This is a genomic window from Halolamina salina (assembly GCF_054653455.1).
The window spans coordinates 1,371,189-1,394,508 of the sequence record NZ_BAAIGE010000002.1; the positions used below are offsets into that span (position 1 = coordinate 1,371,189).

Genomic DNA, 23,320 nt, shown 5'->3' on the forward strand with positions numbered 1-23,320 from the left:
TCAGCCGAGCACCTCGATCAGACTGTCGACGACGCTGTCGGCGTGCCCTTCGTCAATCGTCAGCGGCGGGAGCAGGCGCACCACGGAACGGCCGGCCGGGAGCGCGAGCACTTGCTGTTCGATCGCGAGGTCGCGGAGCACGCGCATCGAGCCGCGCTTGACTTCGATGCCGATCATGAGTCCCGAACCGCGCACCTCACGGACGGGGAGGTCGTGCTCGTCGACCGCCGCACGGAGTTCCGCGCGAAGGTACTCGCCGACTGCGGCGGCGTTCGCGGGCACGTCGTCGGTCTGCAACTGCGTCAGCGTCGCGCTCGCGGCCGCGGCGACGACTGGGTTGCCCGCGAACGTCGAGCCGTGGTTCCCCGCGTCCTCGGCGATCCAGTCCGCACAGAGCGTCACGCCGAGGGGGAGGCCCGACGCGACGCCCTTCGCGGCCGTGAGCACGTCGGGGACGATTCCCGCCGACTGGCAGGCCCACATCGTCCCCGTACGGCCGACGCCGGTCTGGATCTCGTCCAGCACGAGCGCCGCGCCCGACTCAGCGGTCACCTCACGGGCGGTCTGCAGGTACGCGTCGCCCGCGGGGTGGACGCCGCCCTCGCCCTGAATCGGTTCGAGGAAGACGGCCGCGGTCTCCTCGTCGACTGCGTCGGCGAGCGCGTCCTCTTCGCCGTAGGGAACGAACTCCACGCCGCCCGGGAGCGGCCCGAACGGGTCGCGGTACTCGTCCTTCCACGTCAGCGAGAGCGCGCCGAGCGTGCGCCCGTGGAACGCACGGGTGGCTGCGACGACCTTCTCGCGACCGGTCGCCGAACGCGCGAACTTCAGCGCGGCCTCGTTGGCCTCCGTCCCGGAGTTACAGAGCCACACCTTCGAGAGGTCGCCCGGCGCGACCTCGCCGAGCTGCTCCTGCAGCGCCGTGCGGGCGGCGACGGGGTAGGACCCCTGCACGTACAGCAGATCCTCGGCCTGCTCGCTGATCGCGTCGACGACCGCCGGCGGCGAGTGCCCCAGCGGCGTGCAGGCGTAGGACGCGCCGAAGTCGAGGTACTCAGTGCCGTCCTCGGCGGTGAGCGTGACGCCCGACCCCGACTCGATCGTGATCGGCTTCTCGGAGAAGACGAACCCCTCGCCGGTCACGCGGACTCACCTCCGTTGGCTGTGGCCGCTGCGTCGTCGCCATCCACGACAGCCTCCTTCGCGATCCACGTCCCGTGACCCTCCAGCGCCGCGAGGAGGGGCTTGCGGAGCGTCGCGTCGGAGACGACGACGCCCTCGGCGCCGCCGGAAAGCGCCTCCTTCGCGGCGTGGACCTTGCGGCTCATGAACCCCGCCGCGGCGTCCTCGACGGCCGCGAACTCCGCGGGCGTCGACGCCTCGTCGATCAGCGTGTCGGGGTCGTTCGGGTCCGCGTAGACGCCCGCCACGTCGGTCAGCAGCACCAGTTCGGCGCCGAGTTCGGCAGCGAGCAGCGCGGCCACGCGGTCGGCGTCGGCGTTGGCCGTGGTGTCGTCGTCGGCCAGCATCGGCGGCGAGACCGTCGGGACGTAGCCGTCCGCGAGCAGCGACTGGAGCAGGTCGACGTTGACCTGCTCGGGCGTGCCCGCGTGGTCGCCGCGACGGATCTTCCTCTTCCCGTCCTCGACGATCCTGACCGCCGACTTGCGCGGGCCCGTCACGAGGCCGCCGTCGACGCCCGAGAGCCCGACCGCGTTCACGCCCGCCGCGCGGAGCTCGGTCACGAGCTCGGTGTTGAGCTTGCCGGGCAGCACCATCTCGAACACTTCCAAGGTCCCCTCGTCGGTGAAACGTCCGGAGACGCCCGACGGCGTGGTGACGTACTCCGGCTCCTCGCCCATCGCTTCGAGCGTGTCGTCGACGGCCGTCGAGCCGCCGTGGACGACGACGACCTCGCGGCCGGCCGCGACGACGTGGGCCACGTCCTCGATCACGCCCGCCGGGTCGACCGCGCGGGCGCCGCCGATCTTTACCACCAGCGGAGGCTGCTCCGGGCCGACTGCGGTGTTGGACTCGCTCATGGCGATCCCACCGGGTGAAGCCCCTGCTGGTCGAGTCCGGCCGTCTCCTCGAGCCCGAACGCGATGTTGGCGGCGTGAACCGCCTGCCCCGCGGCGCCTTTCATCACGTTGTCGATGGCCGCGAACGCGACGACGCGCTCGCCGTCGGCCGCGAAGCCGACCTCCGCGAGATTGGTGCCCGCGACCGACTTCGGTTCGGGGTAGCGGTACACGCCACTGCCGCCGGCGACGAGTCGGACGAACGGCTCGTCCTCGTAGGCGTCGCGGTAGGCACCCCAGAGGTCGGGCGTCTCGATCCCGCCGTCGCCGCCCGTGGGGAACGTGTGACAGGTCGCGGCCGCGCCGCGGACCATGTCCACCGCGTGGACCGTGAACGACAGGGAAAGCCCCAACTGCTCCTCGATCTCGGCCTCGTGGCGGTGCCCCGTGGGCGCGTACGGGCGGACGACGCCCGAGCGCTCCGGGTGGGAGGAGGCCGCGCCGCCGCCGGCGCCGCCTTCCGAGGAGCCGACCTTGAGGTCGGCGACGATCTGATCCTCAGGGGTCAGCAGGCCCGCGTCGACGAGCGGTTTGAGTGCGAGCATCGTCGCCGTGGCGTTACAGCCGCCCGAGGCGACGATATCCGCGTCTTCGAGTCCGTCACGGCCGAGTTCGGGTAGCGCGTACGTGGCGGAATCGAGGTACGCCGGCGCACTGTGCCCGTCGTACCACTCGTCGTACGCCGCCTCGCTGCCGAGGCGGAAGTCCGCCGAGAGGTCGACCAGCGTGTCGGCGGCGGCGAGGTACGATTGGACGTTCTCCATCGAGACGCCGTGAGGCGTCGCCGTGAACAGCGCGTCCACCGAGTCGAGGTCCGTCGGGTCGGTGAAGCGCAGATCGAGTTCGCGGAGGTTCGGGTGGACCGACCCCACCGTGTGGTTCTCGTACTCGCGAGAGGTGGCCTGGACGACCTCGAACTCCGGATGTGCCGAGAGCAGGCGGAGTAGCTCCCCGCCCGCGAAGCCGGAGGCGCCGACGACGCTCGCAGCGAGCGTCACGACTCCACCCCCGCGGCCGTCGGGTCCGGGGCCGCGAACGTCCCTTCCAGCCAGTCGACGATCTCGCCGGCCACGTCCACGTCGACGGCGGCGTTCAGCGCCTTGAACTCCACCGTGTGGTTCACCTCGTGGACAGTGTAGCCGCCGGACTGCAGTTCCATCAGGTCGACGCCGAGCAGGCCGCCGCCGACGGCCGCGCTGGCCTCGCGAGCCAGCTTCTCGATCTCGGGATCGAGGTCGAACGAGTCCGTCTCGGCGCCCGTCGCGGCGTTGGTGAGCCAGTGGTCCGAACTGCGGCTCATCGCCGCCACGGGCTCGCCGTCGATGGTCAGCACGCGCAGGTCACGCCCGGGCTTCTCGACGAACTGCTGGACGTAGAACACGCTGTGCTCGTAGTGGCCCAGCGTCTCCTTGTGTTCGAGCACGGCCTCGGCGGCCGAGCGCGACTCGATCTTGGCCATCAGTCTGCCCCACGACCCGACGACCGGCTTCAGCACGCAGGGGTAGCCGAACTCCTCGATGGCGTCCAGCGCCGACTCCTTCGTGAACGCGACGGTGGTCTCCGGCGTCGGGATCCCGGCTTTCGAGAGCGCGAGCGTCGTCTCCACCTTGTCCGAACAGATCTTCGCCGTCTCGGGACCGTTGACGACCGGCACGTCGTAGTGGTCCACGAACCGGCCCGCGTACTTCGAGCGCGAGGTCGCCAGACAGCGGTCGAGCACCACGTCGCACTCCCCGAGCGGTTCGGGCGGCGCGTCGAGGCCGAACGTCGCTTTCCGCACGTCGACCTTGTGGACCTCGTGGCCGCGGTCGCGCAGCTCCGTCAGCAGGAGCTTCTCGTCCGGGCGGATGCGGGAGTAGAGCAGACCGACGTCCATCACTCCCCCCAGTCCTCCGCGAGGTCGGGCGCCTCGTCCAGCTCGGCGGGCTCGACGCCCACGACTTCGAGTTCGGTGCCACAGCTCCCGCAGTCGACGATCTCGCCGATCTCGACGTCTCCGGGCAGTGTGACGCTGTCGCCGCACGTGACGCAGTCAGCTTCTGACATCGTACTCCGAGGGAGGCGACGGGTGTACTTTAATCCGTCTATTTAATCCCCGTAAAATAAACTCTTAGACGCTTCTATCCGTCAAATTCTGCCGAATCGGTGCCGCGCAAAACCGACCGCGACGGCGCGAAGTGAGTGGTGGCCCGGACGGGCCGTCGCGGCCCCCGCCGGAGTCGGGTGGGGACCGGCCGCGGGCGTCGTCGCCGGCCCCGCCGTAGCCGTGGCTGTCGCCGCGGGGCTGGCGTCGCCGGGGGCTGGACGTTCTCAAACATACTCGGTCACCGCCGCAGTCAGCCGGTCATCCGCGGCCGCGAGCGCCTCGCGGTGGGCGTCGACGGCCGCGGTGTGCTCCTCCTGCGTGTCGCGGAGGCGGGTCAGCGAGTCCGCGACCGCCGCGGCCGCGGGGCCGCCGCGGGAGTCGCGCGCCGCGACGCTCCCCGCGGGCGAGAGCACGTCAGCCAGCGTCGCCTCGTCGACGTACGCCGAGAGCGGGTCGTCGAGCACGGCCTCGGCGGCCGCCGCGAGCGCGTCGATCTGCTCGTCGACGGTCGAGTCGTCGTCGATCCCCGCGGCCGCGTCGGCCACGAGTTCGTGAGCGGTGCGGAACGGCACGCCCGCACTCGCGAGCGCGTCCGCGACGCCCGTCGCCGTCGAGAACCCCGCGCCGGCGTCGGCCGCGCAGGCCTCGGCGTCCCACTCGGCGGTCGCGACGGCGCCGGCAGTGACCTCGGTCGCCTCGGTCACGATGTCGACGGCGTCCCACGCGTGGGGGGTGGCGCGCTGGAGGTCGCGGTTGTACGCGCGGGGCAGCCCCTTCAGCGTCGTGAGCAGCCCCGTCAGGTCGCCGACGGCGTCGCCGGCGACCGCGCGGACCAGCTCCAGCGAGTCGGGGTTCTTCTTCTGGGGCATGATCGAGGAGGTGGAGGCGTAGGCGTCGTCGAGTTCGACATGGCCGTCCTTCGCGCCCTCGATCAGGTCGGTCGCCAGCCCCGAGAGCGTCGCCGACAGCGCGGCGAACGCCGAACAGCCCTCGATCAGGAAGTCGCGGGCGGTGACGGCGTCGGCGCTGTTCTCGATCACGTCGTGGAACCCCAGCAGCTCCGCCGTTCGCTCGCGGTCCACGTCGAACGTGGTGCCCGCAAAGGCCGCCGCGCCGAGCGGCGAGCGATTCGTGCGCTCGTAGGCGGCGAGCAGGCGCTCGGTGTCACGCGCCACCGCGCCCGCGTACGACGCGAGCAGGTGGCCGACCGTCGTCGGCTGGGCGTGCTGGCGATGGGTGAAGCCGGGGACGACGGTGTCGGCCTCTGCGGCCGCCGCGTCGAGCAGCGCGCCGCGGAGTTCGAGGCTGGCCTCGGCGGCGGCGAGCAGGTCCTCGCGGAAGCGGTAGCGGATGCAGGTCGCGACCTCGTCGTTGCGCGAACGCGCGGTGTGCATCCGCCCGCCCGCAGGTCCGACCTCGGCGACGACCGCCGACTCGATCGCCTCGTGGACGTCCTCGCCCTCGGGGAGGGCGTCGTGGCCGGCGGCTTCGACCCCATCGAGCGCGTCGAGGATCGCCGCGGCGTCGTCGTCGCCGACGATCCCCTGCTCGGCCAGCATCACGACGTGGGCACGGTCGACCGCGAGGTCAGCCGCGAAGATGCGCTGGTCGGCGTCGAGGCTGGACATGAACGAGCGCGCCGGCCCGTCCGCGAAGCGCTCGCGGCGGATCACGGTCTCCGCGCCGTCGGTCGACTCTCCGGACATCTACTCCCCGCCGTCGGTCGAGAGCGTCGCTTTCTCGTGGTCGTCCTCTTTCTCGGCGGCTTCCTTCACCTGGTTCGCGAGGCGCTCCTGGAAGCCGTGGTACTTCGCGACGCCGGTGGCGTCGGCCTGTTCGATCCCGTTCACGGTCTCGGTGTTGAACGAGGCGGCGTTCTCGGAGTAGACGCCGTACTCGGAGTCGCGGGCGACCGGGCGGACGCCCCCGCCCTGCAGTTTGACCGTCACCGTGCCGGTGACTTTCTCCTGTGAGGCGTCGAGGTAGCCGTTCAGGCTCTCGGTCAGCGGCGAGAACACCAGCCCGCGGTAGGCCTGTTCGGCCCACTGCTGGTCGATCTGCGGCTTGAAGTCGCGCTCGGTCTTCGTGAACACGAACTGCTCGAGCGCCTCGTGGGCCGTGAGCAGCACCGTCGCCGCGGGGTGCTCGTAGTTCTCGCGCACCTTCAGCCCGAGCATGCGGTCCTCGAGCATGTCGGTGCGGCCGACGCCGTGGACGCCCGCGAGCGCGTTGAGGTTCTCGATCAGGTCCACCGGATCGAGGAGTTCGCCGTTCAGCGCGATCGGGTAGCCGTCCTCGAACTCGATGTCGACCAGCTCCTCACCGCCGCTGGGCGTCTGGGTCCACTCGTAGATCTCCTCACTGGGGACGTGGCTGGGGTCCTCGAGGTCGCCGCCCTCGACTGAACGGGACCAGAGGTTGGTGTCGATGCTCCAGGTCCCCTCGTTGCCGGCCTCGACGGGAAGGTCGCGCTCGGCGGCGTACTCGACCTCCCACTCGCGGGTCAGGCCGAGTTCGCGCACGGGCGCGACGACTTCGAGGTCGGAGCCGCGCCAGACCGTCTCGAAGCGGAGTTGGTCGTTCCCCTTCCCGGTGCAGCCGTGAGCGATCGCGTCGCAGTCCTGCTCTTCGGCGACTTCGAGGATCGCCTCGGCTATCACGGGACGGGCGAGTGCGGTGCCCAGTGGGTAGCCCTGATACGTGGCGTTTGCACGCACCGAATCGAAGCAGAGCGACGCGAACTCGGCTTTGGCGTCGACGACGTGGATCTCCAGCCCCAGCGCGTCGGCGGTCTCGCGGGCCTCCGCGAACTCCGCCTCGGGTTGGCCGACGTCGACGGTGACGGCCACCACCTCGTCGTAGCCGTACTCCTCTTTCAGTAGCGGGACGCAGACGGTGGTGTCGAGTCCACCGCTGAACGCGAGCGCGACTTTCGTCATATCTGCGTCTGATAGTCGCTACCCGATAAATACATCGTTTTAGAGCTTGTAAGAAAATGTGCTACGACACGCTAACCGGACGAAGAGGTGGAGAACAACGGCGAAACGGTGACGAGGGAATGAGGTGGAGTTGGGCCTAAGCGGCCCGCGGCCGGAACGCGACCCGCCGCTGTCGGGCAGCGGCGACGGCGGTGGCGTCGGCGGCGTGCGTGCCGTCGACGGCGGTGGTCGCGTGAGTCACAGGAATATGGTTGAGCCGGGGGGACAAATGTGTTACGCCGTTCGCGCCTCCAGATACGTCTCCGTGCCCGCTACTCGAGATACGTCTCGGTCGCCCGCGCCAGCGCCGCGACGCCGGCCTCCAGATCTTCGGGCGAGCAGTGGCTGAAGGAGAGCCGCGCCGAGCGCGTCCCCCGGCCGTCCTCGACGAAGAAACGCTCGCCGGGGAGGTACGTCACGCCCTCCTCGGCCGCCAGCGGGAGCAGTTCCTCGGTGTCGACGCCCGCCGGCAGCGTGACCCAGAGGAAGAAGCCGCCCGCAGGCTCGGTCCACGACGATCCGGGCGGGAGGTGGCGTTCGAGCGAGTCGAGCATCGCGTCGCGGCGACGCTCGTACCCCGCCAAGAGGTCGTCCAGCGTCGGCTCGTAGTGGCCGGCGTCGAAGTAGCGGCCGAGCACGCTCTGGGTGAACGTGTTGGTGCCGCCGGCGGCCATCCCGCCGATCTGGTCGGCCAGCGCCTCGTGGGCGACGATCCAGCCCGTCCGCACCCCGGGCGCGATCGTCTTCGAGACGGTGCCGAGCCGGATCACTCGCCCCGAGTCGTCCAGCGCCGAGAGCGGCGGCGGCGACTCGCCCGAGAAGCGGAGTTCGCCGTAGGCGTCGTCGGCGACGATCAGGAAGTCGTACTCCTCGGCCAGTTCGAGCACGCGCTCGCGGCGCTCGCGGCTGAGCGTCGCGCCCGTGGGGTTCTGGAACTCCGGGATCGTGTACAGCAGTTTCGGCGTCGGCTCGTCGGCGGCCTCGCGCGCTTCGAGCGTCGCTTCCAGCGCATCGGGATCGAGGCCGTTTTCGTCGATCTCGACGCCGGTGAGGGCGGCACCGCGGTTGTCCAGCACCGCGAGGCTCCAGACGAACGTCGGCGCCTCGACGAGCACCTCGTCGCCGGGATCGAGGAACGTCGAGCAGACGGCGTCCAGCGCGTGGGTGGCGCCGTTGGTGAGGAGCAGTTGCTCTCGCGTGGCGTCGATCCCGCGGGCCTCCTCGCGGGCGAGCAGCCCGTCGCGCAGGCGGTCGACGTACTCGCCGCCGCCGTACTGGAGGGCGTCCGCGCCTTCCTCCTCGAGCACGGTCTCGGTGGCAGCCTCCAGTGCCGCTGTCGGGAAGGAGTCCGGGTAGGGGAAGCCGTACGTCAGGGGGACCGCGTCCTCGGCGTTCGGGGAGGCGCTGCTGCCGTACCCCTCGCGGCCGAGGCGTTCGCGCACCGTCGACGCGAACAGGTGGTCGAACCGGTCGTCGCGTGGCTCGGTCATGGCGGGAGTCGTCGCCGCCGGGAAATAAAGCCACCCGTGGCGGGATCGGCGACCGGCTCAGCCGAGCAGCCCCAGCACCCAGCGGACGACCTCCGACCCGGCGAACAGCCCGCCCTCCAGCCGGGAGAGCTCCCGCCCGGTCCACAACGCGGCGACCATCACCAGCGAGACGGCGGCCAGCCACGCGAGCGTCGACAGCGCCGTCGCGCTGACCGACAGCGGCCGGACGAGCGACGCCACGCCGACGACCGCGAGGAGGTTGAACACGTTGCTGCCGACGACGTTGCCGACCGACACGCCGAGGCTCCCGCGCCGGAGCGCGACCAGCGAGACGGCGAACTCCGGCGTCGACGTGCCCGCGGCGACGATGGTGCCGCCGACGACCCACTCGGAGACGCCGGCGCCGCGGGCGAGGTCGGACGCGGCCTGTACCAGCAGGTCGCCGCTGACGAGTACGAGCGCGAGGCCCCCGACGAGGTAGACGGCGTCGCGCCCGCGGAAGGAGAGTTCGGTGGGGAGGTCGCGGGTCGCCGCCGTCGCCGACGTCGTCGGTGCCGCGGGCTCGCTCTCCCCGGACCGGAGCAGGTACGCCGTGTACAGGGCGAATATCGCGACCAGCGCGCCGCCTTCGAGCCGGCTCACGCCGAGGTCGAACAGCACGAGCGCGCCGAGGCCGGTGCTGACGAGCAGCGCGATCCCGTCCCTGTGGACCAGCGACTTCGCGATGGGGATCACCCGGATCAGTGCGACGACGCCGAGGACGAACGCGAGGTTGTAGATGTTCGACCCGAGGACGTTCGCGACGGCGATGTCGCCGAGCCCCTTGAGCGCCGCGTCGATGGAGACGGCCAACTCCGGCGTCGACGTGCCGACCGCGACGACGGTGAGGCCGATGGTGAGGTCGGAGAGGCCGAAGCGCTTCGCCAGCCGGATCACGGCGTCGACGAGCAGTCGCGCGCCGATCCAGAGGCCGACGACCGTCAGCAGCACCGTCGCGACCTGTCCGAGCGTCGTGTCGAGCATGATCGGGCGCGGGTACACGGCTCGTTCCGCCAGTGATTTATCCGTACTGGCCCGGGCGGCCCGACGTCCGCCCGGCGGGCGCCGACGCGGGGGTGACGGCCCCGAAAACTATCCGGCTCCGGATTCGACGGAGTAGTATGAGCGGTGACAGTTCCGGGAGCGGCTGGGTCGACTTCCCCGCGGACGGGAGCGTACACGCGGGGAGTCGGCGCGCTCGGCTCGCCGCCGCCGCGGTGAGCGCGGTCGGAGTCGCGCTGCTCGGGGTGCCGGCGTACGACATCTGGGACGACACGAGCAACCTCGGCTGGGGGGTCGCGGCGACGCTGGTAGAGAACGCCGTGCTGATCGCGCTGGCACTGCTGCTGGTGGGGGGCGGCGTCTGGCTCTCCCGGCAGGAGTGGCCGGAGCGCGACGTGCTGCTCGCGGCGAAGTGGACCCTCGGCGCGACGCTGCTCGCGACCGGGATCTACGCGATCGTGATCCTGCTCCAGCTCTGGGCGATGGGGCGACTCAAGCCGTACGTGCTGGCCGCCGACGGCGTGTTACTCGGCTCGGTGGCGGCGTTCGGCGCCGGCCTCTACGACGTGCAGCGACGGCAGGAGCACCGCGCGCTCACCGCCGAACGCGATCGGTTCCGGTCGTTCTTCGAGGACACCGCGGTCCGGATCGTCGCGCTGGACCACCACGACGGCGGGCTCAGCGCCGGGCGGGAGAACCCGGCGTTCGAGGAGACGTTCACCGTGGGGTTCTCCGAACTGCTCGACGCCGCCGACGCCCCGGCAGGCAGCGCGTTCGACCGTGACCAGTTCGTGCAGGCGACGCTCAGGGGCGAGCCCTACCACGAGGAGATCAGCGTCCCGCCCGAAATCCTGTCGCCGAGCACGCGGAACGACGACGGGCTGACCGACGGGCGGTTCTACGACCTGCGGACGGTCCACGTCGCCGACGACGAGACGTTCGCCGTGCTACCGGACATCACCGCCGGGAAGGAGCGGGAGCAGCTACTGAGCGAGCGCACCGAACGGCTGGCCCGCGAGAAGAGCGAACGCGAACGGGAGCTCGAGGAGCGCACCGACCAGCTCGAGTTCCTCCACTCGCTGCTTCGCCACGACGTCCAGAACGGGATGATGGTGATCGACTCCCGCGCCGAGATCCTGCGCGAGGAGCTGACGGGCCGCAACGGGGAGTTCGCGACCACGATCCTCTCGCGGTCCCGCGAGATATCCGACCAGATCGACCGGATCCGGACCGCCCTCGACACGCTCGCCGAGGGGACCGACACCGAGCCGGTCGACCTCACGGGGGTGCTGACCAAGCGGATCGAGACGTTCCGGAGCAACTACCCCGAGGTCGTCGTCGACACGGCGATCGAGGACGGTCTCCGGGCGGAGGCCGACGACATCCTCGACGACGTGCTGACGAACCTCCTGCGGAACGCCGTCGAACACAACGATAAGGAGCAGATAGAGGTCGAGGTCCGGGCGATCGCGGACGGCGACGAGGTACGGATCGAGGTCGCCGACAACGGCCCGGGCATCCCCGAGTCCGAGCGCGATCAGGTGTTCCGCCGCGGCGTCTCCCACGCGGCCGGTGGCGGTCCCGGCGGCTCCGGGTTCGGCCTCTTCTTCATCGACACGATGGTCGACAGCTACGGCGGCGACGTCCACGTCGGGGACAACGACCCCGAGGGCGCGCGGTTCGTCGTGACGCTCCCGCGGAGCGACGACGGGGAGCACGACGCCTGATTCGTTTCCCCGAATCGGCCACATTCCTTTTAGTCAGCCGGGTGAACACTCTACAGTACGATGGCGCCTACCGAGTCCTCGAGAACTCCCGTCGTGCTCGTCGTCGAGGACGACGACGACGTTCGAGCCACCTACGACCTCTGGCTCGACGACGAGTGGGAGGTGCGGACGGCCGCGGACGGCAAGACGGCGCTATCGATACTCGATCCGGCAGTCGACGTCGTGGTGCTCGACCGGATGATGCCCGGGCTCTCGGGGCGTGACGTGCTCGACGCGATGCAGGACCGGCAGGCCGACCCCCGGGTCGTGATGATGACGGCGGTCACGCCCGACCTCGACATCGTCGAGATGCCGTTCGACGCCTACCTCTCCAAGCCGGTCGACCACGATCAGCTCAACGAAACCGTCCGGACGCTGCTCGACCGGGACAAGCAGGACGACCAGCTCCGGGAGTACTACCGGCTGGTCGAGAAGCGGGCGACGCTGGAGTCCGAGAACCCCGACCACGTGCTGTCCGAGGACGAGCGGTACCAACAGCTCACCGACCGGATCGCGGAGCTCGAGGACGTGCTCAGCGACGATCTCAACGATCTGGACTCAGACGAGTTCGTCGCCCTGCTCGACGACGTCGTCTGAGACAACGCGTGTGACTTTCTTTCGTAGTTTCCACCGACAAACGTTTTTGAATCGGTAGCGCAACGCTTCGTTATGGACCGATCCACGCTGACGCGACGTGACGCCCTCCGAGCCGGCAGTGCGGCCGCCCTCGCCGGCCTCGCCGGCTGTTCCGGCGTTCTCGGCGGGAGCGCGACCGTCTACGGCCGGTGGACCCCCGAACGGGAGGGCAGCGGCGCCAACCGGAGCGGCGAGTCGATCCGGGCGATGGAGCCGGTCGATCTGGCCGAGGCACGCTACGTGCTCGGCGACCGCTACGACCTGATGGCGGCGTTCCTCGAACCGCCGGTGCCGACCATGGAGTTCGGCGAACTCGATGCCGTCTACTACAACGGCGGGTGGACCACCTCGCTGTACGGCGTCGAGGCGGAGTTCGACCGCTCGGCGATGATCGAGGCCTACCGACAGGAGCTCGACGCGGAGACCGTCAACAGCACGTACAGCGGCTACGAGCTCTACCGCGTCGACGCGACGCTCAGTTCCTACCTCGTCGGCGTCGGCGACAGCCGGATCGCCATCTCCTCGAACGGCGACCGGGACCGGGCGGCGATCGAGTCGCTGATCGACGCCCGCGAGGATGGCGCGCGCCGGACGAGCAACGACGGGCCGCTCGCCTCGATCCAGTCCGCGGTCGGTCAGGAGTCCTACACCCAGATCTCGATGGGCGACGACGTCGGGATCGAGGTCGGCGAGACCACGCCCACGGCCGTCGCACTCGGGTTCGGCGTCCCCGACACCGAGGAGGACCGCGTCAGCCTCACCAGCGGCTTCGTCCTGCCCGACACCGTCTCGGACCCCGAAGCGGCCGTCGAAGCCCGGCTGAGCGCCGACGCCTCCGTCGGCGTGCTGAACTACGCCGACCCCGAGATCAGCACGGACGCCGGCGTCGTCGTCGCGACCGAGGAACGGCCCGTCGACGACGGGCTGGCGTTCTAAAGCGTCTCGAACAGCTCGACGCTGGTCCGGATCCCGCTCCGGAAGCAGGAAAGCGCGAGGTTCTCGTCGGGCGAGTGGTTGTTCTCGTCCTCGTTCGCGTACGGCACCGTCACGCAGGGCAGCCCCAACTCCCGCTCGAACACCGCGGTCGGCAGCGAGCCGCCGAGGGTCGGCTTCAGGATCGGCTCGGTCGGCCACGCGGCCGCGACGGCCTCCATCACCGGCTCGCGGATCGGGTGGGAAAGCGGCGTCCGCTGGGGGTGCATCTGGCCCATCTTCGTCACCGCCACGTCACAGACGCCGGTCGCGTGCTCGTGGACGTGTTCCTCGAAGGCGTCGTAGATCGCGTCGGGGTCCTGATCCGCGACGAGGCGCATGTCCATCTTCAGCGTCGCCGTCGAGGGGAGGACGGTCTTGCTCCCCTCGCCGCCGTAGCCCGAGGAGAGGCCACAGATGTTGCAGGTGGGGTAGTACAGCAGCTTCTCGAGGTAGCTGTCGCCCGGCCCCTCGGCGAACCGGTCGATGCCGAGGTCGGCTTTGATCGCCTCGGCGTCGAACGGCATCGCGTCGAGCGCCTCGCGGTCCTCCGCCTCGATCGGGCGCACGTCGTCGTAGAAGCCGTCGACAGCGACCCGGCCCGACTCGTCCTTCAGCGAGGCGACGATCCGGACCAGCTCCCACGCGGGGTTGGGGACCGGCCCGCCGTAGTTCCCGGAGTGGAGGTCGCGGTTCGGCCCGGTCACGTCGATCTGGACGTACTGCATCCCGCGGGCGCCCATGAGGACGTGCGGGCGCCCCGAGGCGTCGATCGGGCCGTCGGCGACGAACGCGAGGTCGGCGCCGCTCAGCACGTCGGCGTACTCCCGGACCACGTCGTCGAGGTTGGGGCTGCCGCTCTCCTCCTCGCCTTCGAGCAGGAGGGTGACGTTGATCGGAAGGCCCGTCGTCTCCCGCAGCGCGCGCACCGCACAGAGGTGGGCGAACCACTGCCCCTTGTTGTCGCCGGCGCCGCGGGCGTAGATGCGCTCACGGCCGTCCGGCCCCTCGCGGATCGTCGGCTCGAACGGCGGCGTCGTCCACTCGTCGGGGTCGGCCGGCTGTACGTCGTAGTGGCCGTAGACGAACACGGTCGAGGCCTCCTCGCCCTCGACCGCCTCCTCGTCCGCGTCGGCGCGGGCGATGACCGCCGGCTGGCCGGCCGTCTCCACCCGCATCGCGTCGTCGAAGCCGTACGTCCGACAGAGCGACTGGACCAGTTCCACGCAGTCGGCGACGCCCTCCCCGGTCGCGCTGATCGAGGGCTGGGCGAGCAGCGAGAACAGGTCCTCCAACTGTTCGTCCTCGTGGTCGTCGACGTACTGTTCCGCCGCCCCGCTCATCGACGCTCACCGATCATGCGTGTCGGTGGCACGGGGAGGGGCATATCCCTATCGGACCCGGCGACCTGTGGGCGTCACTCAACCCGGCCGAGCGCGATCTCGCGGGCGGTGTCCTCGGGCCGGTCGGCCGCCAGTTCGATCGCCGCCACCCACTTGACGCTCTCCCAGCAGTCGCCGTCGCCGGTCGGGATCAACCGCGCCGGCCCGCCGTGTACCGTCGGGAGCGGTTCGCCGTCGAGTTCGAGCGCCAGCACCGCGCTCTCGAGCCGATCGAGCGGGAAGGCACAGGCGTAGTCGCCGTCCATCGCGTGGACGAGCGCGAACCGGCTCTCCGGCGACGGCTCGACGTGGTCGAGGAGGTCGCCGACACGGACGCCGCGCCACGACAGCCCCTCCGCGACCCAGCCGGCTTCACAGTCGAAGTCCTCGGAGAACGTCTCCATCGGGAGGTCGGCGAGGTCGGCGGCGTCGAACGTCCGGGGCTGGCCGACGCTCCCGCGAACCGCGAGCGCCCAGTCATCGGTCTCGACCTCGTCGGGGACGTCGTGTTCGGGGAGTCCGTCCATCGCTCGCGCTTGTGGCTGCGGGACAATGAATGCCGTCACGAACCAGTACGGAAACGGTGCTAACCCGGCCGATCTGCGAAGCGGGCCGGAAGTCAGAGCGACAGCTGCCGCACGTCGATGATCCGGTCGTCGCCGGTCAGCTCCGCCAGCGCGTCCTCGGGCACGTCGTCGTCGAGGCTGTACACCGTCAGCGCCTCGCCGCCGATCGTCTCGCGGGCGTTGTACATCCCCGCGATGTTGACGCCGTGCTCGCCGAGCACGGTGCCGATCAGGCCGATCACGCCCGGCGCGTCCTCGTTGCGCGCGACGAGCATGTGGCCGTGCGGGAGCGCGTCGACGCGGTAGCCGTCGATGGAGACGAGCCGCGGCTCCTCGCCCGTGAACAGCGTCCCCGACACCGCGAGCTCGTCGGTCCCGTCGCCGACAGTCACCGTCAGCAGGCTCCGGAAGTCCTCGGAGCTTCGAGTCTTCGTCTCGGTCACGTCGACGCCGCGCTCCTCGGCGACCCGGGGCGCGTTGACCGCGTTCACCTGCCACTCAAGCGGCGCGAACGCCCCCTGCAGCGCGCTGGCGGTGACCAGCTCCACGTCCTCCTCGGCGATCTCGCCGGCGTAGCTTACCTCGACCGTCTCGATCCGGCCGTCGAACAGTTCCGCGGCGACCCGGCCGGCGGTCTCCGCGAGGCCGATGTACGGCTCGATCCGCGGGAACGCGCTCTCGTCGACCGAGGGGGCGTTGAGCGCGTTCATCACCGGCTCGCCCGCGAACGCGGCGAGCACCTGTTCGGCGGTCGCGACGGCGACGTGTTCCTGCGCCTCGGCGGTCGAGGCGCCGAGGTGGGGGGTCAGCACGATGTCCTCGACCTCCCGGAGGCGCGACCCCTCCGGGAGCGGCTCGTCGGTGAACACGTCCAGCGCGGCGCCGGCGACGACGCCGTCCTCGACCGCGTCCGCCAGCGCCGCCTCGTCGACGACGCCGCCGCGGGCGACGTTGATCACGTAGCCGTCCTCCATCTGTGCGAGTTCCTCCTCGCCGATCAGCCCCTCCGTCTCGTCGGTCAGTGGGACGTGGACCGTGAGGAACTCCGCGCGGTCGATACACTCGTCGAGTTCGACCAGTTCGGCGCCGATCTGCTCGGCGCGCTCCTCGCTGATGTAGGGGTCGTAGGCCACCAGCTCCATCCCCAGTGCGCCGAGGCGCTTGGCGGCCTCCTGCCCGACGCGGCCGAGGCCGACGATGCCGAGCGTCTTGCCGTTGAGTTCGGTGCCGAGGAACTCCCCTTTCGCCCACGCGCCCTCGACCATGCGCCCGTGGGCCTGCGGGATCGATCGCGCGGTCGCGAACGTCATCCCGACGGTGTGCTCGGCGGCGGCGCGGACGTTCCCCTCGGGCGCGTTCGCGACGATCACGCCGTGGTCGGTGGCGGCGTCGATGTCGATGTTGTCGACGCCGATGCCCGCGCGGCCGACGATCTGGAGCTTCGGCGCGGCCGCGAACAGCTCCTCGGTCACGTCGGTGCCGGAGCGGACGATCAGCGCGTCGGCGTCGGCGACGGCGTCGAGCAGCGCCGTGCCGGCGGCGTCGTAGGCGGTGACGACCTCGTGGCCCGCCGCCCGGAGCCGTTCGATCCCGGCGTCGGCGATCGGGTCCGTGATGAGTACCTTCATGCCCCGAGTGAACTCTCCACGGGGGTTAACGCTTTCTCCAGCGTGACACCGACACCCACGATAAATATACAGGTGCGTGTATAGATTGTCAGACTGGATGAGTCCGATACACAGAAACGTCCACAGGGAAACACCGATTACCCCCGACGACGCAGTACGCCCGTGACCCTCGTCGCGTTCGACTTCGACGGCACGCTCTCCGAGGCGGAGATGCTGGTGGCACTGGGCGAACGGTACGGCGTCGCCGAGGCGATCGGCGACATCACCGCCCGCGCGATGCGCGGGGAACTCTCCTACGCCGAGAGCCTCCGGGAGCGCGCGGCGATGCTCGAAGGGCTGCCCGACCACGAGGCCGCCGCGGCGTACGAGGAGACCGCGCTCCGGCGGGGCGCCGCCGACGTACTCGAACGGCTGCAGGACGCCGGCCACACGACGGCGATCCTCACCGGCGGCTTCACCCCCGGCGTCGAGGCGGCCCTCGAACGCGACGGCGCAAGCGTCGACCGGATCGTCGCCAACGACCTCCCGACCGCGGACGGCGAACTCACGGGCGAGGTCGAGGGACCGCTGATCGAGGGGACGAAAGACGACGCGCTCGCGGATCTCTGTACGGAGTACGGCGCCGATCTCGCGACCACCGTCGCGGTCGGCGACGGCGCGAACGATCTACCGATGCTGAAGGCGGCGGGCCACGCGGTCGGGTTCGAGCCGAAGGACGCGGTCGAACCGCACTGCGACGACGTGGTGACGACGATGGACGCGCTGGAAGGGCTGTTCGAGCGGACCGGGCTGCTCGACTGACGCTTACGCGTCCAGTTCCCGCCGCGCGGTCTCGACCCCCGCCTCGGTGTCCACGTCGACGCCGACCTGCTCGAACGCCTCGCCGATCGTCCGGACCCCCCGCAGCAGTTGGTCACTCGTGAGGTTCCCCATGTTGCTCACGCGGAATATCTCGCCGCCGAGGTGGGCCTGCCCGCCCGAGATCGACACGCCGCGCTCCACCACGGCGTCGAAGAACGCGCCGCTGTCTTCCTCGCGTGCACCCTCAGGGAGTTCGATCGCCGTCAGCGTGTTCGAGTAGCTGCTCTCGTCGTTCAGTTCCGGGAACGACTCCAACCCCATCGCCCACATCGCCTCGCGGAACGCGGTCGACTGCCGGCGGTGGCGGGCGATGCGGTCGCCCATCCCCTCGGCTTGGATCTCCTCGACCGCGACCGCGAGCCCGCGGAACAGCGGCACCGCGCTGGTGAAGGGGGTCTGGTGCTGGCTCGCCTTCCGGCTGTGCCAGTCGAGGTCCTCGTAGAACGGCGCCCCCTCGCCGTCGACGTGGGCGTCGACGCCGTCGGCGACGTACAGCGCGGAGATTCCCGGCGGCGCCGCGAGCGCCTTCTGCCCGTCCGTGACCGCGATGTCGACCCCCCAGTCGTCGATCCGGAACTCGTCGCCGCCGATCGAGGTGACGCCGTCGACGACGTAGCGGGCGTCGTGCTCCGCGGCGATCTCGCCGATCTCCGGGACGGGGTTCAGCAGTCCCGTGCTCGTCTCGTTGTGGACGACCGTTACAACTTCAGTCTCGTCGGTCACCGCGTCGGCGACCGCGTCCACGTCGACGGGGTCGCCCCAGTCGAACTCGACTGCCGACACCTCGCAGTGGCGCTCGGCGATGCGCTTGAACCGCCGGCCGAACTTCCCGTTGACGACCGCGACGAGTTCGTCGTCCCCGTCGACGAGGTTCGCGACGGCGGCCTCCATCCCCATCGTCGCCGTCCCGTTGAGGACCAGCGCCTCGCCGCCCTGGGCCGCTCGCGCCTCCTCGGGCGTCGAGCGCTCGAACACGTACTCCAGCCCGTCCTGTGCGCGCTCGTACACCGCCTCGAACGCCGCCGAGCGGTGGGAGACCATCGGCTCGCTCATCGCCTCGCGCGCCTCGGCGCTCATCGGGACTGGCCCGGGGTTGAGAAGCAGGAAGTCCTCTCGCATGTGTGTGGATAGTTCACGCCGTGGGTGTTAAGCCCGCCGTTGGCGGTGGTCGTGTTAACACGAGGCAGGGAAACGGTGTCAGGACCGAACGCCGCGCTGGAGGGCGACCTCGCCGAGCGTCTCCGCGCGGCTGGTGGTCCGGACCACGCTGTCGAGCGCCCGAGTGAGCAGGATCCCGTCCGGCGGTCCCTCGACCGCCACCGCTCGGCGGAGTCCCCGCGCCGCGTCCGCCGCGCGTTCGGCCCGGCGCAGCACCTCGCGTGCCGTCGCGGTCGAGCCGCCGTCGACGACCGCGTCGGCCGCCATCTCGACGGCCTCGCGGGCGTCGTCGCCGACGGTCCGAACCTCGGCGGCGAGGTCGGGCGACACGGTCGGACCCAACCGACGGGCGGCGCGGGCGATCTCGGCGGCGTCGGTCCCGACCCGTTCGAGTTCGCGCGCGGCGCGGTACTGCGCGAACAGCTGGGGGCGCGTGGCGTCGAGCCGGTCGAGCGCCGCGAACAGCACCATCGCCCGGCTGCACTGGCGCTCGACCAGCCGGGCGAGCCGGTCGGTCTCCTCGGTCCGGTCGCCGACCGACCGCGGGTCGGCCGTCGCGCCCGCGAGCGTGGCCATCGCCGCGTCGTGCATCGACCCCGCGACGAACCGGAGCTGGCCGACCGACCGGCGGACGGTGAGGTCACTGTCGTCCAGCAGCCACCGGACTTCGACGCTATCATCGGACTCCTCAGTCACGTCGACGCCGACCAGCGTCCGGGCCCGCGCGGTGATCGACTCCCGCTGGGCCGCCGAGACGCCGTGGAAAGTGATGCGGTCGAACCCCGCGGTGTACGCGGCGTCGAGCGTCCGATCGGCGGCCGCGTCGGCGTCGCCGACCTCGACGTCGACCGCGCCGAGGGCAGTCTCCTCGCGCTCGCCCCACCGGACGATCAGCGAGCCGTCGCGGTGGGTGTAGAGGTACGCGGTCTCGCCGGCCTCGACGCCGTGCTCCTCGGCCCAGGAGATGGGGATCGAGACGGTGTACGTCCCGCCGCCGACCTGCTGGATCTTTCTGGTCTCCATCAGCCGAACTTACCCGTGATGTAGTCCTCGACCCGCTGGCTCTGCGGGTGTTCGAAGATCTGGTCGGTCTCGCCGTACTCGACGAGTTGGCCCCCGGTGAGGAACACCGCGGTCTGGTCGCTGATCCGGGCGGCCTGCTGCATGTTGTGGGTGACGACGACGACGGCGTACTCCTCGGCCAGTTCCTCGATCAGGTCCTCGATCTTCGCGGTCGCGATGGGGTCCAGCGCCGACGCCGGCTCGTCCATCAGGATCACGTCGGGGTCGACAGCGAGACAGCGCGCGATGCAGAGCCGCTGTTGCTGCCCGCCGGAGAGCCCGAGCGCGTTGTCGTCGAGCCGGTCCTCGACCTCCTCCCAGAGCGCGGCGCGGCGGAGCGCTCGCTCGACCAGTTCGCGCTCCTCCTCGGTGTCGTCGCGGCCGAGCAGCCGGGCCAGCAGGCCGGTGTCGAGGTCGCCGTGTTTCCGCGGCCCGTAGGAGATGTTGTCCGCGATCGATTTCGGGAAGGGGTTCGGCTCCTGGAACACCATCCCGACGCGCTTGCGGAGCGCCACGAGGTTCACGCCGTCGCCGTATATCTCCTCGCCGTCGAGCCGCACGGAGCCGTCGACGCGTGCGCTGTCGATCCGGTCGTTCATGCGGTTCAGACAGCGCAGGAACGTCGACTTCCCGCAGCCCGACGGGCCGATCAGCGCAGTCACGGACTCGTCGGGGACGTCCAGCGAGACGCTCTGGAGCGCCCGCTCGTCGCCGTAGTACACGTCGAGGTCCTCGACGGCGAGCTTGGCGTCGCCCGCGAACTCGTACTCCGTCCACGCCTCGCGGACCCGCTCGCTGGTCTCGCCGGTGGTCGTCAGTCCCTGTTCGGTGCGGTCGCGCGTGTCTGTCTTACTCATGTAGTTTCCTCCGGAAGTAGAGTCGGCTGCCGACGCCGACGGCGTAGAGGCCGACGACGACCAGCAGCAGCACGAGGGCGGTCCCCCAGCCGAACTCGGTGTTGGTGAATATCTCCTTGGGGAACACGCCGGCCTTGATCGTCGAGTACAGCTGGTACGGCAGGGCGCTCGCGGGGGAGAGCAGCGCCTCGTTCGTCACGAACGGCGGCTGAGCGCTGAGTTGGAAGCTGCCGAGGACGTTCGGGGAGTCGCTCGGGTACGGCGCCCCGCCGAACACCAACAGCAACGGGGCCGTCTCGCCGGCGATTCGGCCGACGCCGAGGATGACGCCGGTGATGGTGCCCGGCATCGCCGCCGGGAGCACGACGCTCCTGATCGTCTGCCACTTCGTGACGCCGAGGGCGGCGCTGGCGTCGCGGTGGGCGTCGGGCACCGCGAGGATCGCCTCCCGGCTGGTGATGAGCACCAGCGGCAGCAGCATGAATCCGAGCACCAACTGCCCGACGATGATCGAGTTCCCGCCGCTGATCCGCGGGACGAGAAACGCCAGCCCGAACAGCCCGAACACGATGCTCGGCGTGCTCCAGAGCCCGTTGGTCGCGACCTCGACGACCTGCGTGAACCGCCCGCGCTCGGCGTACTCCGTCAGGAACACCGCGGCGCCGATCCCCAGCGGGACCGCGAACGACACCGCGCCGAAGACGAGCCACAGCGTCCCGATCAGCGCGGGCAGGACGCCCGGAATCTCGACGTACAGCCCGCCGGTCTGGTTCAGCAGGAACGGGAACTCGGGCCACGGGAGCCGGACGCCGACGACCGGGAGCGTGAGCCGGCCGCCGGTGAGGCTCGCCCCCGTGAGCATCGTCTCCAGCCCGTTGGTGACGACGAACGCGACGAGCAGCACGAGCACGCCGAGCATCCCGAACACGACCGAGCCGACGAGGTAGTACGCGCCCGTCTGTCGCCCCTCGGCGCCGAACCCCGCCTTCGCCTTCCCGGCGCTCCAGGCGCCGAGCAGCGTCCCGAAGACGACGAGGATCGGCACGAGTTCGCTCCCCGGGAACTCCGCCGAGGACCACGCCGGCGACCAGGTCCAGCCGGCGTTGATGCCGCCGACGGTGACGAAGCCGCCGAGCAGGATCAGTATCCCCGCGACCGGGAGCGTCGAGCCCACGTCCTCGCTCGGCAGCACCGACGCGAGGAAGCCGGCTCCCCCGACGAGGACGGCGACGGGGAGCCACAGGGCGGTGTCGTTCCCGAGGGCGGACGTGGCCGCGAGACCGCCGACGACCGCCCAGAGCAGCCCGAACACGACGCCGACGGCGACCCCGGCCGTCGACGACGGCGCAGTATCGACGTAGTCGAACCGCGAGCCAACGCCGAGGAACGCGAGGCCGCCGCCGACGGCGACGAGGCCGACGCCCAGCAGCTTCAGCACGCTCAGCCCGGCGACGGTCGCCGTCTCGTCGACCCACTGGAGCAGCAGCACCCACGACGTGAGGAAGGTGAGCACCGCGACGGCGAGGATCCCGGTCGACACGAGGTCGCCGACCGGCGAGTCAGCGCCGGCGAGCCGGGTCCGTTCGACGTTGCTCATCGCTCACCTCCGAGCTTCTGGTGCATCCGCCACTCGACGTACTGCGAGGTGACGCTCAACAGCATCACCATCACGAACAGGACGACGCCGGCCGCGAACAGCGCGCTCATGTGGATGCCGCTGGCGTTGCCGCCCTCGAACGCGATGACCGTGGTGAGCGTCTCGCCGTAGCGCGAGAACACGTCGAACACGGGCGAGGGGAACCCCTTCGTGTGGGTGAGCATCACCGTCGCGGCCATCGTCTCGCCCATCGCCCGGCCGACGCCGAGCAGGACGCCCGCGGAGACGCCCGACAGCCCGGCGGGGATGGTGACGCTCTTGGTGGTCTGCCAGCTCGTCGATCCCATCGCGAGCGCGCCGCTTTTGATCGACTCGGGGACGGCGTTGAGCGCGTCCTCGGCGACGGTGACCACCGTCGGCAGCGCCATGATGCCGATCATCAGCCCGGCCGCGAAGTACGTCCCGATGGTCGGGGTGCCGAACTCGGCGTAGAAGTACTGGTTCACGATCGTGAGGCCGATGAACCCGTACGTGATCGAGGGGATCCCGGCCATCAGTTCGATGCCGGGTTTGACGACCTCGCGGACGCGCCCGGGGGCGATCTCGCTGACGAATACCGCGCCGGCGACGCCGATCGGCGCCGCGATCAGCGTCGCGACGACGGTCGTGATCGCGGTGCCGAGCATCATCGGCGTGAGCGACCAGACGCCGCCGCGGCCCCACAGCCCCTGCCCGAGGGTGGGGGTCTCCATCGCGGGGTTGCGGACCCGCGTGAACAGGTCCACCCCCATCGCGCGGACCGCGGGGATCGACTCGTAGAGCAGGAACGCGACGATCAGCGTCAGGATCGAGACCGTCGCGACGGTCGTGAGGAACGTCAGGGCCTTGGCGGCCTCCGCCTGATAGCGGAGCCAGCCGACGCTCATCGTCCCGAGGAACGTCAGCACCGGGAGCACGGTCCACCGCGAGCCGGCGAGGAACAGCAGGAACGTCGTGAGCACCGACGCGGCGACGAGGCCGTGCATCGCGATGGCGCCGTCGTCGGTCCGGGATCGGTAGTCGCGTGCCCGCTGTCTCGTGCGTTCGGTGTGTCGGGCGACGGCCCCGCGGAGCCGCGTCGGTACCTCTCGTGGCGGCGGGAGTAGCTGCGTCATGGATG

General features: G+C 70.5%; 21 protein-coding genes. 4 read left to right on the forward strand and 17 right to left on the reverse strand.

What is annotated here, in order from left to right:
- The 9 genes from ACYQZ5_RS07540 to ACYQZ5_RS07580 form a co-directional block, all read right to left on the reverse strand.
- The gene (locus ACYQZ5_RS07540; protein WP_379732628.1) at positions 1 to 1,143 is read right to left on the reverse strand and encodes an aspartate aminotransferase family protein; all 1,143 of its coding nucleotides are present in this window, start codon (positions 1,141 to 1,143) and stop codon (positions 1 to 3) included.
- Positions 1,140 to 2,042 carry an acetylglutamate/acetylaminoadipate kinase gene (locus tag ACYQZ5_RS07545; protein ID WP_459845693.1) on the reverse strand — a complete coding sequence of 301 codons (903 nt, stop codon included), beginning with the start codon at positions 2,040 to 2,042 and terminating at the stop codon, positions 1,140 to 1,142. Before ACYQZ5_RS07545 ends, ACYQZ5_RS07540 begins: the two co-directional genes overlap by 4 nt.
- Positions 2,039 to 3,079: an N-acetyl-gamma-glutamyl-phosphate reductase gene (gene argC, locus ACYQZ5_RS07550; RefSeq protein WP_379732477.1), complete on the reverse strand. Its 1,041-nt coding sequence runs from the start codon at positions 3,077 to 3,079 to the stop codon at positions 2,039 to 2,041. The genes ACYQZ5_RS07545 and argC overlap by 4 nt, the downstream gene beginning before the upstream one ends.
- The gene (lysX, locus tag ACYQZ5_RS07555; RefSeq protein ID WP_379732478.1) at positions 3,076 to 3,957 is read right to left on the reverse strand and encodes a lysine biosynthesis protein LysX; all 882 of its coding nucleotides are present in this window, start codon (positions 3,955 to 3,957) and stop codon (positions 3,076 to 3,078) included. Before lysX ends, argC begins: the two co-directional genes overlap by 4 nt.
- Complete coding sequence (lysW, locus tag ACYQZ5_RS07560; RefSeq protein WP_379732479.1) at positions 3,957 to 4,127, reverse strand: lysine biosynthesis protein LysW; 171 nt, start codon at positions 4,125 to 4,127, stop codon at positions 3,957 to 3,959. Before lysW ends, lysX begins: the two co-directional genes overlap by 1 nt.
- A gap of 264 nt (positions 4,128 to 4,391) precedes the next feature.
- Positions 4,392 to 5,873 carry an argininosuccinate lyase gene (gene argH, locus ACYQZ5_RS07565; protein ID WP_459845696.1) on the reverse strand — a complete coding sequence of 494 codons (1,482 nt, stop codon included), beginning with the start codon at positions 5,871 to 5,873 and terminating at the stop codon, positions 4,392 to 4,394.
- A complete protein-coding gene (locus ACYQZ5_RS07570; RefSeq protein ID WP_379732270.1) occupies positions 5,874 to 7,106 on the reverse strand; it encodes an argininosuccinate synthase in 1,233 nt (410 codons plus the stop codon).
- A 311-nt stretch (positions 7,107 to 7,417) separates the two neighbouring features.
- Entirely contained in the window at positions 7,418 to 8,635 is a 1,218-nt protein-coding gene (locus tag ACYQZ5_RS07575) for an aminotransferase-like domain-containing protein (RefSeq protein WP_379732271.1), read from the reverse strand.
- Positions 8,636 to 8,692: 57 nt separating this feature from the next.
- Positions 8,693 to 9,658 (reverse strand): calcium/sodium antiporter, encoded by a 966-nt coding sequence (locus ACYQZ5_RS07580; RefSeq protein ID WP_379818846.1) that lies wholly within the window; start codon positions 9,656 to 9,658, stop codon positions 8,693 to 8,695.
- A 137-nt stretch (positions 9,659 to 9,795) separates the two neighbouring features.
- Between ACYQZ5_RS07580 and ACYQZ5_RS07585 the strand changes: the two genes are divergently transcribed.
- From ACYQZ5_RS07585 to ACYQZ5_RS07595, 3 genes are all read left to right on the forward strand, one after another.
- Positions 9,796 to 11,403, forward strand: coding sequence for an ATP-binding protein (locus ACYQZ5_RS07585; RefSeq protein WP_379818845.1), 1,608 nt, complete (start codon positions 9,796 to 9,798; stop codon positions 11,401 to 11,403).
- Between the two features lie 60 nt (positions 11,404 to 11,463).
- Positions 11,464 to 12,039 (forward strand): response regulator, encoded by a 576-nt coding sequence (locus ACYQZ5_RS07590; protein ID WP_379731650.1) that lies wholly within the window; start codon positions 11,464 to 11,466, stop codon positions 12,037 to 12,039.
- 72 nt (positions 12,040 to 12,111) lie between these two features.
- Positions 12,112 to 13,014, forward strand: coding sequence for a hypothetical protein (locus tag ACYQZ5_RS07595; protein ID WP_379731649.1), 903 nt, complete (start codon positions 12,112 to 12,114; stop codon positions 13,012 to 13,014).
- Here the strand turns inward: ACYQZ5_RS07595 and ACYQZ5_RS07600 are convergent.
- The 3 genes from ACYQZ5_RS07600 to serA form a co-directional block, all read right to left on the reverse strand.
- Positions 13,011 to 14,393 (reverse strand): M20/M25/M40 family metallo-hydrolase, encoded by a 1,383-nt coding sequence (locus ACYQZ5_RS07600; protein ID WP_379731648.1) that lies wholly within the window; start codon positions 14,391 to 14,393, stop codon positions 13,011 to 13,013. The genes ACYQZ5_RS07595 and ACYQZ5_RS07600 overlap by 4 nt on opposite strands.
- A 74-nt stretch (positions 14,394 to 14,467) precedes the next feature.
- Positions 14,468 to 14,959 carry a molybdopterin-dependent oxidoreductase gene (locus ACYQZ5_RS07605; protein WP_379731647.1) on the reverse strand — a complete coding sequence of 164 codons (492 nt, stop codon included), beginning with the start codon at positions 14,957 to 14,959 and terminating at the stop codon, positions 14,468 to 14,470.
- Between the two features lie 92 nt (positions 14,960 to 15,051).
- Complete coding sequence (gene serA, locus ACYQZ5_RS07610) at positions 15,052 to 16,626, reverse strand: phosphoglycerate dehydrogenase (protein WP_459845703.1); 1,575 nt, start codon at positions 16,624 to 16,626, stop codon at positions 15,052 to 15,054.
- A 162-nt stretch (positions 16,627 to 16,788) separates the two neighbouring features.
- On the opposite strand from serA, the gene serB reads away from it, so the two are divergent.
- Positions 16,789 to 17,427 carry a phosphoserine phosphatase SerB gene (serB, locus tag ACYQZ5_RS07615; protein ID WP_379818841.1) on the forward strand — a complete coding sequence of 213 codons (639 nt, stop codon included), beginning with the start codon at positions 16,789 to 16,791 and terminating at the stop codon, positions 17,425 to 17,427.
- A 3-nt stretch (positions 17,428 to 17,430) separates the two neighbouring features.
- Here serB and ACYQZ5_RS07620 read toward each other — a convergent pair whose 3' ends face one another.
- The 5 genes from ACYQZ5_RS07620 to pstC form a co-directional block, all read right to left on the reverse strand.
- Positions 17,431 to 18,606, reverse strand: a complete 1,176-nt coding sequence (locus ACYQZ5_RS07620) for a pyridoxal-phosphate-dependent aminotransferase family protein (protein WP_379732645.1) — start codon at positions 18,604 to 18,606, stop codon at positions 17,431 to 17,433.
- A gap of 78 nt (positions 18,607 to 18,684) precedes the next feature.
- A complete protein-coding gene (locus tag ACYQZ5_RS07625) occupies positions 18,685 to 19,668 on the reverse strand; it encodes an AbrB/MazE/SpoVT family DNA-binding domain-containing protein (RefSeq protein WP_459845705.1) in 984 nt (327 codons plus the stop codon).
- Entirely contained in the window at positions 19,668 to 20,564 is an 897-nt protein-coding gene (gene pstB, locus ACYQZ5_RS07630; protein WP_379732459.1) for a phosphate ABC transporter ATP-binding protein PstB, read from the reverse strand. The genes ACYQZ5_RS07625 and pstB overlap by 1 nt, the downstream gene beginning before the upstream one ends.
- Positions 20,557 to 22,161, reverse strand: coding sequence for a phosphate ABC transporter permease PstA (pstA, locus tag ACYQZ5_RS07635; protein WP_459845708.1), 1,605 nt, complete (start codon positions 22,159 to 22,161; stop codon positions 20,557 to 20,559). Before pstA ends, pstB begins: the two co-directional genes overlap by 8 nt.
- Positions 22,158 to 23,315 (reverse strand): phosphate ABC transporter permease subunit PstC, encoded by a 1,158-nt coding sequence (pstC, locus tag ACYQZ5_RS07640; protein WP_379732265.1) that lies wholly within the window; start codon positions 23,313 to 23,315, stop codon positions 22,158 to 22,160. The genes pstA and pstC overlap by 4 nt, the downstream gene beginning before the upstream one ends.
- Positions 23,316 to 23,320: the final 5 nt, after the last annotated feature.

Excerpts from the sequence above, each read along its gene's own strand:
- ACYQZ5_RS07545 (WP_459845693.1), bottom strand. The coding sequence starts at position 2,042 with ATGAGCGAGTCCAACACCGCAGTCGGCCCGGAGCAGCCTCCGCTGGTG.
- lysX (WP_379732478.1), bottom strand. The coding sequence starts at position 3,957 with ATGGACGTCGGTCTGCTCTACTCCCGCATCCGCCCGGACGAGAAGCTC.
- lysW (WP_379732479.1), bottom strand. The coding sequence starts at position 4,127 with ATGTCAGAAGCTGACTGCGTCACGTGCGGCGACAGCGTCACACTGCCC.
- argH (WP_459845696.1), bottom strand. The coding sequence starts at position 5,873 with ATGTCCGGAGAGTCGACCGACGGCGCGGAGACCGTGATCCGCCGCGAG.
- ACYQZ5_RS07570 (WP_379732270.1), bottom strand. The coding sequence starts at position 7,106 with ATGACGAAAGTCGCGCTCGCGTTCAGCGGTGGACTCGACACCACCGTC.
- ACYQZ5_RS07575 (WP_379732271.1), bottom strand. The coding sequence starts at position 8,635 with ATGACCGAGCCACGCGACGACCGGTTCGACCACCTGTTCGCGTCGACG.
- ACYQZ5_RS07580 (WP_379818846.1), bottom strand. The coding sequence starts at position 9,658 with ATGCTCGACACGACGCTCGGACAGGTCGCGACGGTGCTGCTGACGGTC.
- ACYQZ5_RS07585 (WP_379818845.1), top strand. The coding sequence starts at position 9,796 with ATGAGCGGTGACAGTTCCGGGAGCGGCTGGGTCGACTTCCCCGCGGAC.
- ACYQZ5_RS07590 (WP_379731650.1), top strand. The coding sequence starts at position 11,464 with ATGGCGCCTACCGAGTCCTCGAGAACTCCCGTCGTGCTCGTCGTCGAG.
- ACYQZ5_RS07595 (WP_379731649.1), top strand. The coding sequence starts at position 12,112 with ATGGACCGATCCACGCTGACGCGACGTGACGCCCTCCGAGCCGGCAGT.
- ACYQZ5_RS07600 (WP_379731648.1), bottom strand. The coding sequence starts at position 14,393 with ATGAGCGGGGCGGCGGAACAGTACGTCGACGACCACGAGGACGAACAG.
- ACYQZ5_RS07605 (WP_379731647.1), bottom strand. The coding sequence starts at position 14,959 with ATGGACGGACTCCCCGAACACGACGTCCCCGACGAGGTCGAGACCGAT.
- serA (WP_459845703.1), bottom strand. The coding sequence starts at position 16,626 with ATGAAGGTACTCATCACGGACCCGATCGCCGACGCCGGGATCGAACGG.
- ACYQZ5_RS07620 (WP_379732645.1), bottom strand. The coding sequence starts at position 18,606 with ATGCGAGAGGACTTCCTGCTTCTCAACCCCGGGCCAGTCCCGATGAGC.
- ACYQZ5_RS07625 (WP_459845705.1), bottom strand. The coding sequence starts at position 19,668 with ATGGAGACCAGAAAGATCCAGCAGGTCGGCGGCGGGACGTACACCGTC.
- pstB (WP_379732459.1), bottom strand. The coding sequence starts at position 20,564 with ATGAGTAAGACAGACACGCGCGACCGCACCGAACAGGGACTGACGACC.
- pstA (WP_459845708.1), bottom strand. The coding sequence starts at position 22,161 with ATGAGCAACGTCGAACGGACCCGGCTCGCCGGCGCTGACTCGCCGGTC.
- pstC (WP_379732265.1), bottom strand. The coding sequence starts at position 23,315 with ATGACGCAGCTACTCCCGCCGCCACGAGAGGTACCGACGCGGCTCCGC.